The sequence below is a fragment of the Acinetobacter sp. WY4 genome (assembly GCF_018438165.1).
Lineage (GTDB): Bacteria > Pseudomonadota > Gammaproteobacteria > Pseudomonadales > Moraxellaceae > Acinetobacter.
On the sequence record NZ_CP053947.1, the window covers coordinates 97,358 to 112,283 of the forward strand.

Below are 14,926 nucleotides of genomic sequence, written 5' to 3' on the forward strand. Positions count from 1 at the left end.
ATTTGCGCTGTTAATATTGCCTTAATTTTAGTTTTTCAATAATGCAGTCCTAACAGGAGGAGATCAGCTGGATGTTGAAGTGGATATTGGGTGCCGTGATCGGCGGTGGAATCATGACGGGAACTGCACATGCAGACTTTTTACCACCAGATCAGGCATTTCAGTTTCAGGTGGTTTCTACAAGCCAGGATCAGGCAGAGCTTAGCTGGAAAATCGCAGATGGCTATTACTTGTATCATGACCAGCTTAAAGTGTCTCATCAGCAGACCCCAGTCAAGTTGGCACTGCCCAAACCCGAAGACAAAGATGACCCCAATTTCGGTTTGACCCAGGTCCATTATGGGCAAGTCAAAACCAATATGAAGGTTCAGCCCAACCAGAAGTTTGTGGTGCAGTGGCAGGGCTGTGCAGAAAGCGGTTTATGTTATCCGGTACAACGCACCACAGTAAAAACTGATGCAGATGGTTTATTTCCAGCGCAAAACTTGAGCAAAACCCCAAAACTGCTGACCAGCACTGTACCGCCAGAAGCAAACGAAAAAATTCTAACTGCTCAGAAAGATGAGCTCCAAGCTATAGAGCAAACTCCAAGTACAGATAAAGCATTGACCGAAGAAAAGGTAGAGGAAATACAAGTCGCTGCAGTTTCTGAACCTGTGGTGCAGCCTGAGGTGGAATTAACAGAGAAAAATGACCAGCTCATTGCAGACCCTAAAAATCAAACTTCGTCAGCAGGCATGAATAGCCAGTGGAACAATGACCAGTATTTTTTAAGTCTGCTGTCAGAACAAGGTCTGTTAATTAATGCCCTGATTTTTCTCGGGCTTGGCATTCTGCTGGCATTTTTACCATGTTCTTTACCTTTAATTCCAATTTTAACGGGAATTCTGGTTCAGCAGCACCGGGGCTACCGTGCGGCACTGATTGCACTGGTTTTCGTTTTGGGTATGGCACTGGTCTATGCGGTCATGGGACTTGCTGTGGCACAGCTCGGTTACAGTTTTCAGCGCTGGTTTCAAAGTCCGGTATTCATCAGTATTTTCAGCATTCTGTTTGTTTTGTTCGCACTTAATCTGTTCGGAGCATTTCAGCTGTCCTTACCCCAAGGCATGTTGCAGCGTCTGGATCAATGGCAGCAAAAGCAGAAGGGTGGCACGCTGATTGGTGCCGGTCTTATGGGCATGATCGCGGCACTGATTGTCGGGCCATGTATGAGTGCACCGTTGGCCGGTGCCTTAATCTATGTGTCTCAGCTTAATCAACCAATGCTGGGAGCCAGTTATCTGTTCGTCTTAGGCCTTGGGCTGGGCTTGCCACTATTTATTGCTGCCGTATTTGGGTCCCATCTTTTACCCAAGCCTGGTATCTGGATGGATCGCCTGAAGTTTAGTTTTGGCTTTGTCATGCTGGCGCTGGCCTTGTATTTCGCCCGTCCACTATTGCCCGGCATTTTATACCTGAGCCTTTTGGGTGTGGTACTGATCACCTGTTCAGGCTACTTCTTGTTCAAGATGCTGCCTCATGTGCATCGGTCTGTATCGAAAATAGTCCTGATGCTGCTCAGTGGTTTACTGGTCTATGCAGGAGGCATGCAGCTCTATCATGTCTGGAGTCAGGTACAGGTCGCCCATGTGAAATCACGGCTTGAATGGCAGAGAGTCAGTACAGCCGCACAATTGCAACAGGTTTTAGCCAAACATCCTGCACAGCCGGTGGTGATTGATGTCTATGCAGACTGGTGTGTGGCCTGTCAACCGATTGAAAAGGAAGTGATTCCACGTAGTGATGTCCAAGCGGCTTTACAAAATGTGGTTCGTATCAAATTAGACCTGACCCACTATCATCCAAGTCAGGATGAGCTGCTAAAAGAATGGCAAATCCTCGGACCACCCACCTTCATATTTCTAAATGCAGCGCATCAGGAACAGCGAGACTTGCGTTTAACCGGAAGTTTTAGCGCGACACATTTACTAGGCACATTGCAGTAACTGCAAGGGGAGCAACCATGATGATTTCCAGTGATGCGCTGCATCTGGGACCTTTGATGTTGCCCTGGACACTCATAATTGTTGCCACTGGCTTGATGCTGTTATCTGCTGTTTTGTTTGGATTAGCCAGAAAGTATTCATGGTCTAAACAACTGCTTGGACAAAGTCAGGATTTGCTCTGGAGCAGTTTTTTGCTGGGGATGCTGGGTGCACGTCTTGTTTTCGTTCTGCTCAATGCCGAGCTGTATTTTGCAGCACCCATCAACATACTGAAAATCCAGGACAAAGGTTTCCATTTATGGGGAGGGGTGCTGATTGGTGCTTTGTGGTATCTCATTCGCAACAGACAGTTGCAGACCCGATTCAAAGCCATCTTGTTGATCATCTTTGTACTCTGGATCGGGCTTGGACTCGCGTTCAAATCCAGTCTAAAAACTGAAGCAGCGTTTCCTGATCTAGCCTTTGCTGGACTAGAACAGGAGCGTCTGGGTACAGACAAGGTTTCACTCAGCCAATTCATTGGCCAGCCCACGGTAATTAATTTGTGGGCGAGCTGGTGTCCGCCGTGTCACCGTGAAATGCCGGTGTTGGCTAAAGCAGCCAAGCAGCATCCTCAAGTGAATTTTGTCATGCTCAATCAGGGTGAGGAGGTAGCCACCGTAAATGCCTATTTAAGAAAACATCAGTTTCAATTTAAACATGTCCTGCTGGACCCATATGGTGAACTACCCCAGCAGCTGAATAGTTTCGGCCTGCCAACGACGCTGTTTTTTAATGCTCAAGGTCAGCTGGTCGAGCGGCATATGGGGGAACTCAGTCCGGCCATGTTGCAGCAATATTTAAACAAGATTTCAGATCAACCTTAAAAAACGGAAGGACGTAGTATGAATAAAATTAACCAGGTGCTTGGTGCAGGCATGTTTCTGATCATGAGCATGCACACGCAGGCAAATATTAAACAGAATATTGAAAAACAGGGTTTTGTGTTTGTAAAACAGATTCCGGCACCACAAGGAATGACCGGCTGGGTGGGGCATGAAGACCAGTATTCCAATACGGTATTTATCTCCAACGATGATAAATACTATATCAAGGGCGAACTGTTTGATGCACAAGGGAAAAGCCTTTCCAATGAGCAGATTGAAAAGCATATGAAAAAAGCGGTATTGGACGATGTATGGAAAACCCTGGAAAAATCGACCTGGATCCAGGATGGCAAGCCAGATGCACCACGGGTGGTCTATGTCTTTTCCGATCCGAATTGCCCATATTGCTATAAATTCTGGCAGGCGGCTCGGCCTTGGGTCGAATCAGGCAAGGTGCAGTTGCGTCATATTCAGGTCGGTGTGATCCGTGAAAAAAGCCGTGGCCAGGTGGCCACATTGTTAATGTCGAAAAATCCAGCAGCAGTTTTTAATGATATAAACAAGAATAAAGGCAAAAAGCAGCTCAAGAAAATGGAAAAGATTCCTGCCGAAATTGCTGCAAAAATTGATGCCAACCAGGCCCTAATGGGGAAATACGGCTTTTTCTCCACACCGTCGATGGCCTGGAAAAATAACCAGGGTGAATTTAAATCTACTCAAGGCCTGGCGATGGACGTCAAAGAAATTTTTGAACAATAATATTTTAACTACATGATAGAAAAGTAATTTTTACTTAAAACATCTATACATGATAGGAAGGCAGATTTACATTGGTGGATAGGCTAAGCATGAAGAGCAGATAAGAAATGTCAACTTTGGATCATCCACGGATACTGTTTGCTTTGGAATGAACCGCTCTGGCATGAAACCGGAGTGGTCTGACATTAATTGCATTGGGTTTTGTGATTAAAAAAACCAACCGGCTATTGTAATTAGTCGATCATCAACGTTATGCATAAAAAATAGCCTATGCACAGTGGATGGGGATTGCGGTGATTGTGTTTACATGTTGGTCAATATGGCCTCAATCCTACAATATCGATGGGGATTGGCATCCCTACGACCGGCGGAGTTTATCAATGGTTATTATACCCAGCATTCTGTATGGTTGTACTAAGCGGATTAATTCGCACAATACAGCTCGTACAGTTTTTGCATCAGGCTCAAGACCTCGGGATCACTCAGACGATAGAAAATCTGTTTACCCTCACGTCGGGTGCTGACCATGTCACCCTTACGTAGCACAGTCAGCTGTTGTGAAAGTGTGGGTTGATGAATGTCGGTAGATTCTTCAATTTCCTGAACATTCATTTCCCCATCGACTAGGACACATAAGATTTTCAGACGATCAGGATTGGCCAAAACTTTTAGGCATTGGCTGACGAAATCGACTTGAGAAAAATCAATTTTGGCATTTTCAGCAATCATATCCATAAATGTCCTCACAACTTTTGATGTAGCCCATGCAGTTTACATAATTTACCATAAAACTGCTTGATTAATATTTTTTATTATATAATATAAAAAAGTATATTGTATAGGGATTAATTCATCATGCATGACTTCCTCATCGCATTTATTGGCGGCTTAATGCTCGGGCTTTCCGTAGTTGGTTATCTTTACGTCAATGGCCGTATTGCAGGAATCAGTGGTTTGATTGGGCAAGTATTAAACTCAAAAACCATGTTTAAAACGCCTGCAATCTGGTTTTTATTAGGCTTGATCCTCACACCGTTTATTTATGGTCTGTTTGTACAACCTGAAATCGAATTGGACGCCAGCCCACTGATGATGATTGTGGCAGGTCTGCTGGTGGGCTTTGGGACACGCTTAGGTTCAGGCTGTACCAGTGGTCACGGAATTTGTGGCATCAGTCGCCTGTCTAAACGTTCTATCGTCGCCACCATGACTTTTATGTTTGCAGGTTTTGTCGCTGTTTATATTATCCGTCATATCACAGGAGCATTCTAAAATGAAAAATGTGTTTGCCTTTTTATTTGGTGCGCTGTTCTCTGTGGGATTGATGGTATCAGGCATGTCCAATCCGGAAAAAGTACTCGATTTCCTGGATCTGTTTGGCGATTGGGATGCCAGTCTGGCCTTTGTCATGATGGGCGCGATTGCGGTGGCCTTTATTCCCTTCCAGAAAGCATTACGTACGGCGCAACCGAAAACAGTATTTAATGAACCTATTGATTTACCTAAAAATAATCAGATAGATAAAAAACTGATCACGGGTGCGGTTTTATTTGGTGCAGGTTGGGGCATTGCCGGCATCTGTCCGGCGCCAAGTTTCACCTTGATCGGTTTGGGCCACTATCAAGTGCTCTATTTTATAGTAGCAATGCTGGTGGGTGTATGGATTCACCGTAAATGGTCAGGAGCTTAACGATGTCAAACTTACCTATAGTAAAAGATTTTTTTCACGAAGATACCAATACCTTCAGTTATGTTGTACGTGATCCGGCGACCAAAGCCTGCGCTATTATTGATAGCGTTCTGGATTATGATCCGGCATCGGCAAGGACCTCAACTGTTCATGCCGATAAGATTATTGCCTATATTAAAGAGCAGGATTTAACGGTTGAGTGGATTCTCGAAACCCATGTCCATGCTGATCATCTGACTGCAGCGCAATATCTTAAAGCTGAGTTAGGTGGCAAAATTGCCATGAGCCAGAAAATTAGTATTGTTCAGGAAACTTTTGGCGCGATTTATCATCTGGATATTAAACAATGGAATGCTCAGCAGCTCTTTGATTATTTATTTGAAGATCATGAGTCGTTCCAAATCGGAACATTGAAGGCCTATAACATTCCAACACCGGGACATACGCCTGCTTGTCTGAGTTATGTGATTGGGGATGCGGTTTTTGTGGGTGATACCCTGTTTATGCCAGATTATGGTACAGCACGTTGTGACTTTCCGCGAGGCAGCGCAGAACAGCTTTATGATTCGGTACAAAACCTGTTTCAGTTGCCAGAAGATACCCGGGTCTTTTTATGTCATGACTATTTGCCTGAAACACGTGAATCGTATGTGTGTGAATCTGATATCCAGACACAAAAGACACAGAATATTCATATTCATCAGGGAGTCAGCAAAGCTGAATTTGCTCAGATGCGAAATCAACGAGATTCAGGACTCAATATGCCTAAGCTGATTCTACCGGCGATTCAGATCAATATGAAAGCAGGGCAGTTTCCTGAGCCAGAAGAAAATGGTGTTTCTTACCTCAAGCTTCCTCTTAACTACTTCAAATAAGCTTGTGTCGTGATTCAACAAAAAGTTCAACCTTTATTGAATCACTTTTGTGGATAAGGGAGAGGGCGATGTGGGCATTAATACTTGAAGGGCTGGTTATCGGAGTGCTATTGGGTTTGACTGGTGCCGGTGGCGGTATTCTGGCTGTACCGGCACTGATGGCGAGTCAGGGTTGGACCGTGGCCCAAGCTGCGCCGGTGGGATTGCTTGCAGTCACGCTGTCCGCCTTGGTCGGAACGTTCGAGGGTTTGTTCAAGCGTATTGTGCGTTATCGTGCTGCGCTCTGGATCGCGCTGATCAGTATTCCTTCAGCCCGTTATGGCGTACATCTGGCTGATATCGTTTCTCCGGTCTGGCTAACGCTGGCTTTCAGTCTGGTGATGCTGATTGTGGCTTACCGGATCTTCTTTAATAAAGTCCATGATCATGGTAATGCACCGTGCAAGGTCAATCAAACCACCGGTCGTCTGATCTGGAATGTGAAAACGGCCTCCTTTCTGGCTGGTATTGGTGTAGTGGCAGGTTTATTAACGGGTCTGCTTGGCGTTGGGGGTGGTTTTGTTATTGTTCCAGCCCTGCGTAAATTCACCGATCTCGATATGCGCAGCATCGTGGCGACCTCTCTCATGATTATTTTCCTGATTGGTGGGGTCAGCATTTCTGCACACGTACTGGAGGGCTTTCAATATCCTGTTTCGGTCACACTGGCCTTTGTCCTGGCCTGTATTGTCGGGATGTTCATTGGACGCAGTCTGATGCATCGGATTGACAGTAACAAGGTACAGAAAATATTTGCCACAACCGTGGTTGGGGTAGCGATGTATTTAATCTATTCAGCGCTCATGGGCTAAAACAGACGATTAAGTACCTAAACTAAAGCGCTTTAATCTCCCTGAGCATCGTTTATACAAAATATAATTTTAATGGCCAAGGAAGAATGAAAATGATGAAAACTGCAGAGCAATTGATCCAGAATGCAAAAAGCCGGATTCAGGAAGTCAGCGTAAATGAACTGTTTGAAGCGATGCAAAACCATCAACCAATTGCTCAACCATTTTTATGTCAGCAACATGTCCATTCGATAAAGCAGAACAACTAATTTCACCAAATTGGTTCATCACGATATGTAATTTACAGCCATAAAACCAACCCATAGAACTTTTGCCACGTGATGCGATTTGGGCTAATGATTTATGGCATTGAATACGTTGATTTTTACAAACAGGTAGCGTTGTTGAATCAATCTATAAGTATTGTTTATCTTTGCCTTTCATCAAAGCTACATACAGGGCATGTAGTGCTAATTCATGCCTATTGATCAAGTGAATCATGCGTTGGCAGCAAGGCAAGTGCTTAAATAAAAAGCTTTTATCCAGCTTTAGCCATGTAAAAAAGGCTTTGAAATTATTGAAATGAGAACATTTGTACCAAATGGTGATAAAGCAGATTTCTGAAATTGTGAGCTGAGCATTTCTGATTCTTAGAGAATGATGACTTTGTTTGAGGAACTTCCAATAAGTTGCTTCAAATTTAAGAAAGAAATCATCAATTAAGCAGAATCGGTACTATTGAACATCAGGACTAGAGTTGTGAGTTTGGTTTGGTAACTCAACTGATGGCTCTAGTCCTCTTATTTTTCAAGTCAATTTCTTATCCGTGATTCGGGTTAAATTATTTAAATGATGATTCATTCTGTATTCAGATCTTCATAAATTTAAAGGATACTTATTAGGGGTATATTCTGTTTTAGACTTAATTCAGGATGCATAAATGAAGTACTCATTTATACAGCAGGCTTTCACTGGTCCCGTGGATATCGTAGGGGATATTCATGGTGAGATTGCCGCGCTGGAACAACTGATCCAGGTATTAGGTTATGACCGGAATGGTCATCATCCAGAACAGCGCAAACTAATTTTTGTCGGTGATCTATGTGACCGGGGGCAAGACAGTGTTGCGGTGATCAAACGCGTCAAACAGCTGGTAGATGAAGGCTATGCACAATGTGTGATGGGTAATCATGAATTGAACCTATTGACCGATACTTTGCGGGAAGGCAATGGCTGGTTTTTTGGTTCACCGCATCAGGATGATCTGAAACCTTTTGATTCGATCCAAGCCTCAATCAAAGATCGACAATGGATTCTGGATTTTTTAAATAGCTTACCGTTGGCCTTGGAGTCGGAGCAGCTGCGTGTTGTACATGCCTGTTGGCATCAAGGATCAATTGATCAATTACGCAATTCTGGTTTTACTTCGCTTGGCGAAGCCTATGCTGATTTCGTTCAACATACAGCGCTGGATCTGCAAGCCTTAGGTATTAATGAATTCATCCAGATAGAGCAGCAACGTTACCAACACCAGTTCAAAGACCCGGCTGCAACTTTACCTTTATTGCAACATCTCGCAGAAAAAGAGCTACGTGAGCAAATGCACAATCCGATTCGGGTCATTACTTCTGGTGCGGAAAAAATCGCCTTAGAACCGATTTATGCCGGTGGAAGGTGGCGGATGATCGACCGCGTGCCATGGTGGGACAGCTATACCGACCAAATTCCAGTCATTACTGGACATTATTGGCGGAACTTTAAATCTACTGAAGAAAAAACCGGTTTACTCAAATCGATCGATGCACTGCAATGGTATGGACAGCAACAAAACGTATTTTGTGTGGATTATTCAGTGGGTAAACGCTATCTCGATCGTCAACAGGGTGTCGCGTTCAGACATCGACTCGGCGCCTTAAGATTTCCAGAAAATATCTTGAGCTTTGAAGATGGCAATCAGTATTCAGTTCAGCGGTTCTGAGAAAAGGCAATTTTCTGATACAAAAAAAGCAGCTTTTCCAGCCGCTTTTTTTACAGAATCTAGATTTTATTCTGCTTCGATTATTTCATAATCATGGGTGATTTCAACACCGCCATCAGACAGCATTTTGCTGGCAGAGCAATATTTTTCAGCAGAAAGTTCTACGGCTTTTGCGACCTGTTTCTCTTTAATCGCTTTGCCGGTCACTACAAAATGCAAGTGAATTTTCGTGAATACTGCCGGAATTGTATCTGCACGTTCAGCCTTTAATTCGCAGCGTACATCGGTAATATCCTGACGAGCCTTCTTTAAAATGGTAACAATATCAAAAGACGCACAACCGCCCAGACCCGTTAAAAGCAGTTCCATAGGACGGGGACCACGGTTTTCACCACCGTATTCAGCTGAACCATCCATGATAAGGCTATGACCACTTTGAGTTTTTGCTTCAAAAGCAACATTCTCTAACCAATGAACGCTTGTTTGCATTGCAACTACCTAAAAAAAGCTATAAATTTGTCAAGTAACTGTACACTAACATAAATTGGGTTGATACGGAATTTCAATCCCACTGTGTGACAAGTTCACATTAGGTCTTGTGCGATCTATAAATTATCCATAATCGGAACTGTTAGCATGACTTCAAACTTTTCACAATTAAGCACTGATGCGCTTTCTCCGGGGCAATTACCAGAATCCGTGAAAGCACTGTTAAAACGTGCATATATTAATCGTTATCCAAAACGTACCACGATTATTGATGCAGGATCAGAATCTAAATCTTTGTATTTAATTCTGAAGGGGTCTGTATCTATCATTCTTCGTGAAGATGATGATCGTGAAATTGTCGTGGCATATTTAAATGCGGGTGACTTCTTTGGGGAAATGGGTCTATTCGAGGTTAATCCACAACGTACTGCGGAAGTTCGTACGCGTGATGTGTGTGAAATTGCCGAAATTACCTATGAAAACTTTCACGAAATCAGCAAGCAATATCCTGATCTGAGCTATGCGGTATTTGCTCAATTAGTACGTCGTTTGAAAAATACCACACGTAAAGTCACTGATCTGGCATTTATTGATGTTTCAGGCCGGATTGCACGTTGCCTGATCGACCTGTCTTCACAGCCAGAAGCGATGATTTTGCCGAATGGCCGTCAGATTCGTATTACCCGTCAGGAAATTGGCCGTATTGTTGGCTGTTCCCGTGAAATGGTGGGTCGCGTACTGAAAACGCTAGAAGAGCAAGGCATGATCGAAACCGATGGTAAAGCCATCCTGATCTTTGATGCTTCACTAGAAGAAGCGTCTGAAGCAGTGGCAGATGGTGCCATAGACGAATAATCCAGATATTAAAAAGCAAATCTTCGGATTTGCTTTTTTATGCGTCATTACTTAATACATAAAAATTTAGAACAAGCTTCTCAGAAAAGATGATTTAAGCTCCCCTTATAATTCCGATAGGCTATAGCCCACTTGATCTCAATTCACTGAATAAAATTCACACGATGTTTTTATGCAATTCAGACCGTTGGCGGATACCGGCATTCTTTTGCCAGAAATTTGTTTGGGCACCATGACCTTTGGTGAGCAGAACACGCAAGAACAGGCTTTTCAGCAACTGGATTATGCTTTAGATCAGGGACTGTATTTCTGGGATACTGCGGAAATGTACCCGGTACCGCCAAAACCTGAAACGCAAGGTGCTACCGAGCGTATTATCGGGAACTGGATCGCTGCACGTGGTGGCCGTGACAAACTCTTTTTAGCCTCAAAAATTGCCGGACCATCGCAAGGTGGTAGCCATATCCGGGATGGTCAAACCCGTTTCGTTGCCGATGAAATTTCAGCAGCCATTGACCAGTCATTGTCACGCCTACAAACGGATTATATTGATCTGTATCAGTTACACTGGCCGCAACGCCCAACCAATTTCTTTGGCAAGCTGGGTTATGGCAATGCTGAAGCAGCAGAAGACCGTGCCGTGACAGATCTTGAAGAAACCCTAACCGCCTTACAGGATGAAATTAAAAAAGGGCGTATCCGTTATATTGGTCTTTCCAATGAAACCCCGTGGGGCATGATGAAGTTCTTACACCTCGCAGAGAAGTTAGGTTTGTCGAAATTCGTCAGTGTACAAAATCCTTACAACCTGCTGAACCGCACTTATGAAATCGGCATGTCAGAAATTGCCCAATATGAAAATGTAAGTTTGTTGGCGTATTCACCTTTAGCATTTGGTTATTTGACCGGTAAATTCCGGCATGGTGCACGTCCTGCCAATGCGCGTGTCACCTTGTTCTCCCGCTTTAGCCGCTATAGCAATCCGCAAAGTGAATGGGCAACCGAGCAATATGCCCAGCTGGCAGAACAGCATGGCTTAAGTCTCACTCAATTGGCTTTGGCCTTTATCAAGCAGCAGTTCTTTGTGACCAGTACGATTATTGGTGCCACCAATCTGGATCAGCTGAAAGAAAATATTCAGGCATTTGAAATTGATCTGTCTGAGGAAATACTGAAAGGTATTGAGGCAATTCACCGTCAGCAACCGAATCCGGCACCATAATCATGGTGTTGTTATTTTAAAGCACCCTCCAAGCGAGGGTGTTTTAATTTTATGAGAAATTAAATTTGATGATAAACAACATGGCCGGAAAACAATAAAAGCAGCATAATCGAAATAAGACGCATCAAGATGATTTGATAAAAATGAATAGTGAAACAGGTATTTCTAAATCCCAAGTATTAGCTATAGCAGTATTCAACTTAGCTGAGCAGTTGCAACTGAAAGAATTCGAACTTGCATTGATTCTGGGTTTATCTGAGGCGGAATTATCTCTGGTTATAAATGAAAAAGAATTAGAACCAGATACTACAGCAGGCGAAAAAGCTATAGCTTTAGTAAATATCTATCAAAAGTTATTTAGCTTGCATGGTGGAGACTTGAGCTGGATGCGCCATTTTATCAATTCACCTAACAAGCTTTTGAATCATCAAACGCCAAGATCCTTGATGCAAACAGAACATGGTTTGAGTGAAGTATTGCGATTACTAGGAAGGTTGCAACCGTACTAAAAATATCTCTCTATTCTCTACTAAGCTGAAAAATAGCAGAGTAAATTAAATAAAATATGAATTGTTTATCTTCACTTTAAAAATTCTTCTAACCTCACTTGAAATATGATTTGATTACACCAATATTATTATTAAAGACTGTCTAAATTTTTATATTAAGTTTTTGAAAAATATATAAAAATGATTTGAAATTTTATCAAGTGCACCCATATATCCATCAAGTAGAAAATTTGTTGTGAGGAATAACAAGAATGCGTTTTGAAAAATTTACCAATCGCCTGCAGCAAACCCTTTCCGATGCACAATCGCTGGCCATGAGTAAGGATCATACCTCCATTGATGGGATCCATATCTTGGCCACCTTGATGGATGAAGCATCCAATGTCAGCCTGCTGCAACAGGCCGGTGCTAATCTGCGTGAGCTACAAACCAAGCTGCAAACAGCATTGAGCAATGCGGCAACCCTGACCAATCCATCAGCAGATATCAACCTCAGTCCTGAAGCGGCAAAAGTATTGCATCTGGCAGACAGCTTTGCGCAAAAAGCCGGAGATGAGTTTTTATCTACGGATTGGGTGCTGTTGGCGCTGGCAGAAACCGGAAATACCAAAACCTTATTAAATAGTATTGGCGTAAAGGCAGAGACTTTAGGCCAAGTGATTAATCAATTTCGAGGCGATGAAAAAGTCATGAGCAATAATCATGAAGATCAGCGTGATTCACTGAATAAGTACACCATTGATTTAACTGAACGTGCGTTGGCAGGCAAGCTTGATCCTGTGATTGGCCGTGATGATGAAATCCGCCGTACCATTCAGGTCTTATCACGCCGTACCAAAAATAACCCGGTACTCATCGGTGAGCCAGGGGTCGGTAAAACTGCAATCGTCGAAGGTCTGGCGCAGCGGATTATTAATGGTGAAGTGCCTGAAGGACTCAAAGGGAAACGTGTTTTATCTCTAGATCTGGGTTCTTTGCTGGCCGGTGCCAAATACCGCGGTGAGTTTGAAGAGCGCTTAAAAGCCGTTCTGAAAGATATTGCCAAACACGAAGGCGAAATCATCCTGTTTATCGACGAGTTGCATACCCTGGTGGGTGCTGGTAAAGGTGATGGCGCGATGGATGCCGGCAATATGCTTAAACCTGCGCTGGCCCGTGGCGAACTGCGCTGTGTCGGTGCCACCACACTGGATGAATATCGTCAGTATATTGAAAAAGATGCAGCGCTGGAACGTCGTTTCCAGAAAGTGCTGGTGGATGAGCCAAGCGTGGAAGATACCATTGCGATTCTGCGTGGTCTGAAAGATCGCTATGCGACCCATCACGGGGTACAGATTCTGGATTCAGCCATTATTGCTGCTGCGAAAATGTCACACCGTTATATCACCGACCGTCAGTTGCCGGATAAAGCCATTGACCTGATTGATGAAGCAGCATCGCGCATCAAAATGGAACTCGATTCTAAGCCAGAAGCTTTAGATAAACTGGAACGCCGTCTGATTCAGTTAAAAATGCAGCTGGAAGCGGTGAAAAAAGATGAAGACTCAGGTGCCAAAGCTGAGATTCAATACTTGTCCGATCAGATCGCCACAGTTGAAAAAGAGTATCATGACCTGGAAGAAGTCTGGCGTGCAGATAAAGCGCTGGTCGAAGGCAATAAAGACGTACAGATCAAACTGGATCAGGCACGTACAGCACTTGAAAAAGCGCAACGTGAAGGTGATCTGGGCGAGGCAGCACGTTTGCAATATGGCGTGATTCCAGAGTTGCAAAAGCAGCTTGAGCTGGCTGAAAAAGCCGATGAAAGTGCAACGCCAAAATTGCTGCGTAACAAAGTCACCGACAATGAAATCGCAGAAGTGGTCAGTGCAGCCACAGGAATTCCTGTGGCGAAAATGCTGCAAGGCGAGCGTGACAAACTTCTACATATGGAAGAATTTCTGCATAACCGTGTGGTAGGGCAAGATGAAGCCGTAGTTGCGGTATCCAATGCAGTACGCCGTTCACGTGCCGGTCTGTCAGATCCGAACCGTCCAAGTGGGTCATTCCTGTTCCTGGGGCCAACGGGTGTCGGTAAAACAGAATTGACCAAAGCCTTGGCGAATTTCCTGTTTGACAGCGACGATGCCATGGTGCGTATCGATATGTCAGAATTTATGGAAAAACATTCGGTCAGCCGTTTGGTTGGTGCGCCTCCGGGCTATGTCGGTTATGAAGAAGGTGGGGTGCTTACTGAAGCCGTACGTCGTAAACCGTATAGTGTGATCTTGTTTGATGAAGTCGAAAAAGCGCATCCGGACGTATTTAACATCTTGCTACAGGTACTGGATGATGGCCGTTTAACTGACTCGCAAGGCCGGGTAGTGGACTTTAAAAACTCTGTGATCGTCATGACTTCGAACCTGGGTTCGCAGGATGTACGTGAATTGGGCGGTAATGCCACTAAAGAAGAAGTCCGTACGGTGGTGATGAATGCGGTATCGGAACATTTCCGTCCGGAATTTATCAACCGTATTGATGAACTGGTAGTGTTCCATGCGCTGGAAAAAGACCAGATTCGCGGTATTGCCGATATCCAGTTGGACCGTTTACGTCAACGTCTGGCAGAACGCGATATGCGCTTGTCGGTAGATGACAGCGCTTTCGATCAGCTGATCGAGGCCGGTTTTGATCCATTGTATGGAGCACGTCCACTGAAACGTGCAATCCAGCAGCGGATTGAAAATGGTCTGGCGCAGAAAATCCTGGGCGGAGAATTCCAGCCGGGCGATACCATTCTGGTGAAAGCTGAAGCAGGTGAGTTAATCTTTGAAAAAATGAAACTTAACTAAACCGCTTCTCCTTGCAACAAAAAACCCAGCCTAG

At 44.0% G+C, this 14,926-nt stretch carries 14 protein-coding genes and 1 pseudogene; 12 read left to right on the forward strand and 3 right to left on the reverse strand.

Going from position 1 to position 14,926, the window contains the following annotated elements; all coding sequences use genetic code 11:
- Window positions 1-71 precede the first annotated feature (71 nt).
- Genes dsbD through dsbG form a run of 3 tightly spaced genes read left to right on the forward strand, consistent with a single transcriptional unit; the run spans window position 72 to window position 3,613 of the window.
- Complete coding sequence (gene dsbD / locus G4D73_RS00410; protein ID WP_213687109.1) at window positions 72-1,988, forward strand: protein-disulfide reductase DsbD; 1,917 nt, start codon at window positions 72-74, stop codon at window positions 1,986-1,988.
- Window positions 1,989-2,005: 17 nt separating this feature from the next.
- On the forward strand, window positions 2,006-2,854 hold the full coding sequence (locus G4D73_RS00415; RefSeq protein ID WP_213687110.1) for a TlpA disulfide reductase family protein: 849 nt from the start codon (window positions 2,006-2,008) through the stop codon (window positions 2,852-2,854).
- Between the two features lie 18 nt (window positions 2,855-2,872).
- Window positions 2,873-3,613 (forward strand): thiol:disulfide interchange protein DsbG, encoded by a 741-nt coding sequence (dsbG, locus tag G4D73_RS00420; protein WP_213687111.1) that lies wholly within the window; start codon window positions 2,873-2,875, stop codon window positions 3,611-3,613.
- A gap of 423 nt (window positions 3,614-4,036) precedes the next feature.
- On the opposite strand, the gene G4D73_RS00425 is transcribed toward dsbG, so the two are convergent.
- Complete coding sequence (locus G4D73_RS00425; protein ID WP_213687112.1) at window positions 4,037-4,348, reverse strand: ArsR/SmtB family transcription factor; 312 nt, start codon at window positions 4,346-4,348, stop codon at window positions 4,037-4,039.
- 120 nt (window positions 4,349-4,468) lie between these two features.
- Here G4D73_RS00425 and G4D73_RS00430 point away from each other — a divergent pair, with 120 nt between their 5' ends.
- The 4 genes from G4D73_RS00430 to G4D73_RS00445 all read left to right on the forward strand — a co-directional run bounded on the left by G4D73_RS00430 (window position 4,469) and on the right by G4D73_RS00445 (window position 7,029).
- Window positions 4,469-4,885 carry a YeeE/YedE family protein gene (locus tag G4D73_RS00430; RefSeq protein ID WP_213687113.1) on the forward strand — a complete coding sequence of 139 codons (417 nt, stop codon included), beginning with the start codon at window positions 4,469-4,471 and terminating at the stop codon, window positions 4,883-4,885.
- A 1-nt stretch (window position 4,886) separates the two neighbouring features.
- Window positions 4,887-5,303 carry a DUF6691 family protein gene (locus G4D73_RS00435; protein WP_005404969.1) on the forward strand — a complete coding sequence of 139 codons (417 nt, stop codon included), beginning with the start codon at window positions 4,887-4,889 and terminating at the stop codon, window positions 5,301-5,303.
- 2 nt (window positions 5,304-5,305) lie between these two features.
- The gene (locus G4D73_RS00440) at window positions 5,306-6,178 is read left to right on the forward strand and encodes an MBL fold metallo-hydrolase (protein ID WP_213687114.1); all 873 of its coding nucleotides are present in this window, start codon (window positions 5,306-5,308) and stop codon (window positions 6,176-6,178) included.
- A gap of 68 nt (window positions 6,179-6,246) precedes the next feature.
- A complete protein-coding gene (locus G4D73_RS00445; RefSeq protein ID WP_213687115.1) occupies window positions 6,247-7,029 on the forward strand; it encodes a sulfite exporter TauE/SafE family protein in 783 nt (260 codons plus the stop codon).
- Window positions 7,030-7,197: 168 nt separating this feature from the next.
- Here G4D73_RS00445 and G4D73_RS00455 read toward each other — a convergent pair.
- Window positions 7,198-7,728 (reverse strand): annotated as a pseudogene (locus G4D73_RS00455) (transposase); the annotation flags it as partial.
- 220 nt (window positions 7,729-7,948) lie between these two features.
- Between G4D73_RS00455 and G4D73_RS00460 the strand changes: the two are divergent.
- Window positions 7,949-8,986 carry a metallophosphoesterase gene (locus G4D73_RS00460; RefSeq protein ID WP_005262073.1) on the forward strand — a complete coding sequence of 346 codons (1,038 nt, stop codon included), beginning with the start codon at window positions 7,949-7,951 and terminating at the stop codon, window positions 8,984-8,986.
- 66 nt (window positions 8,987-9,052) lie between these two features.
- Here the strand turns inward: G4D73_RS00460 and G4D73_RS00465 are convergent, their stop codons facing one another.
- Window positions 9,053-9,475 (reverse strand): OsmC family protein, encoded by a 423-nt coding sequence (locus tag G4D73_RS00465; protein WP_004280142.1) that lies wholly within the window; start codon window positions 9,473-9,475, stop codon window positions 9,053-9,055.
- Window positions 9,476-9,622: 147 nt separating this feature from the next.
- Between G4D73_RS00465 and crp the strand changes: the two genes are divergently transcribed.
- The 4 genes from crp to clpB all read left to right on the forward strand — a co-directional run bounded on the left by crp (window position 9,623) and on the right by clpB (window position 14,892).
- Window positions 9,623-10,330 carry a cAMP-activated global transcriptional regulator CRP gene (crp, locus tag G4D73_RS00470; protein WP_004280141.1) on the forward strand — a complete coding sequence of 236 codons (708 nt, stop codon included), beginning with the start codon at window positions 9,623-9,625 and terminating at the stop codon, window positions 10,328-10,330.
- 172 nt (window positions 10,331-10,502) lie between these two features.
- Window positions 10,503-11,552 carry an NADP(H)-dependent aldo-keto reductase gene (locus tag G4D73_RS00475; RefSeq protein WP_213687116.1) on the forward strand — a complete coding sequence of 350 codons (1,050 nt, stop codon included), beginning with the start codon at window positions 10,503-10,505 and terminating at the stop codon, window positions 11,550-11,552.
- A 143-nt stretch (window positions 11,553-11,695) separates the two neighbouring features.
- Window positions 11,696-12,061, forward strand: a complete 366-nt coding sequence (locus G4D73_RS00480) for an antitoxin Xre/MbcA/ParS toxin-binding domain-containing protein (protein WP_004646580.1) — start codon at window positions 11,696-11,698, stop codon at window positions 12,059-12,061.
- 251 nt (window positions 12,062-12,312) lie between these two features.
- A complete protein-coding gene (gene clpB, locus G4D73_RS00485) occupies window positions 12,313-14,892 on the forward strand; it encodes an ATP-dependent chaperone ClpB (RefSeq protein ID WP_004280137.1) in 2,580 nt (859 codons plus the stop codon).
- Window positions 14,893-14,926: the final 34 nt, after the last annotated feature.

Bases quoted from the DNA above. Each gene is read 5' to 3' on its own strand.
- dsbD (WP_213687109.1), top strand. From the start codon at position 72: ATGTTGAAGTGGATATTGGGTGCCGTGATCGGCGGTGGAATCATGACG.
- G4D73_RS00415 (WP_213687110.1), top strand. From the start codon at position 2,006: ATGATGATTTCCAGTGATGCGCTGCATCTGGGACCTTTGATGTTGCCC.
- dsbG (WP_213687111.1), top strand. From the start codon at position 2,873: ATGAATAAAATTAACCAGGTGCTTGGTGCAGGCATGTTTCTGATCATG.
- G4D73_RS00425 (WP_213687112.1), bottom strand. From the start codon at position 4,348: ATGGATATGATTGCTGAAAATGCCAAAATTGATTTTTCTCAAGTCGAT.
- G4D73_RS00430 (WP_213687113.1), top strand. From the start codon at position 4,469: ATGCATGACTTCCTCATCGCATTTATTGGCGGCTTAATGCTCGGGCTT.
- G4D73_RS00435 (WP_005404969.1), top strand. From the start codon at position 4,887: ATGAAAAATGTGTTTGCCTTTTTATTTGGTGCGCTGTTCTCTGTGGGA.
- G4D73_RS00440 (WP_213687114.1), top strand. From the start codon at position 5,306: ATGTCAAACTTACCTATAGTAAAAGATTTTTTTCACGAAGATACCAAT.
- G4D73_RS00445 (WP_213687115.1), top strand. From the start codon at position 6,247: ATGTGGGCATTAATACTTGAAGGGCTGGTTATCGGAGTGCTATTGGGT.
- G4D73_RS00460 (WP_005262073.1), top strand. From the start codon at position 7,949: ATGAAGTACTCATTTATACAGCAGGCTTTCACTGGTCCCGTGGATATC.
- G4D73_RS00465 (WP_004280142.1), bottom strand. From the start codon at position 9,475: ATGCAAACAAGCGTTCATTGGTTAGAGAATGTTGCTTTTGAAGCAAAA.
- crp (WP_004280141.1), top strand. From the start codon at position 9,623: ATGACTTCAAACTTTTCACAATTAAGCACTGATGCGCTTTCTCCGGGG.
- G4D73_RS00475 (WP_213687116.1), top strand. From the start codon at position 10,503: ATGCAATTCAGACCGTTGGCGGATACCGGCATTCTTTTGCCAGAAATT.
- G4D73_RS00480 (WP_004646580.1), top strand. From the start codon at position 11,696: ATGAATAGTGAAACAGGTATTTCTAAATCCCAAGTATTAGCTATAGCA.
- clpB (WP_004280137.1), top strand. From the start codon at position 12,313: ATGCGTTTTGAAAAATTTACCAATCGCCTGCAGCAAACCCTTTCCGAT.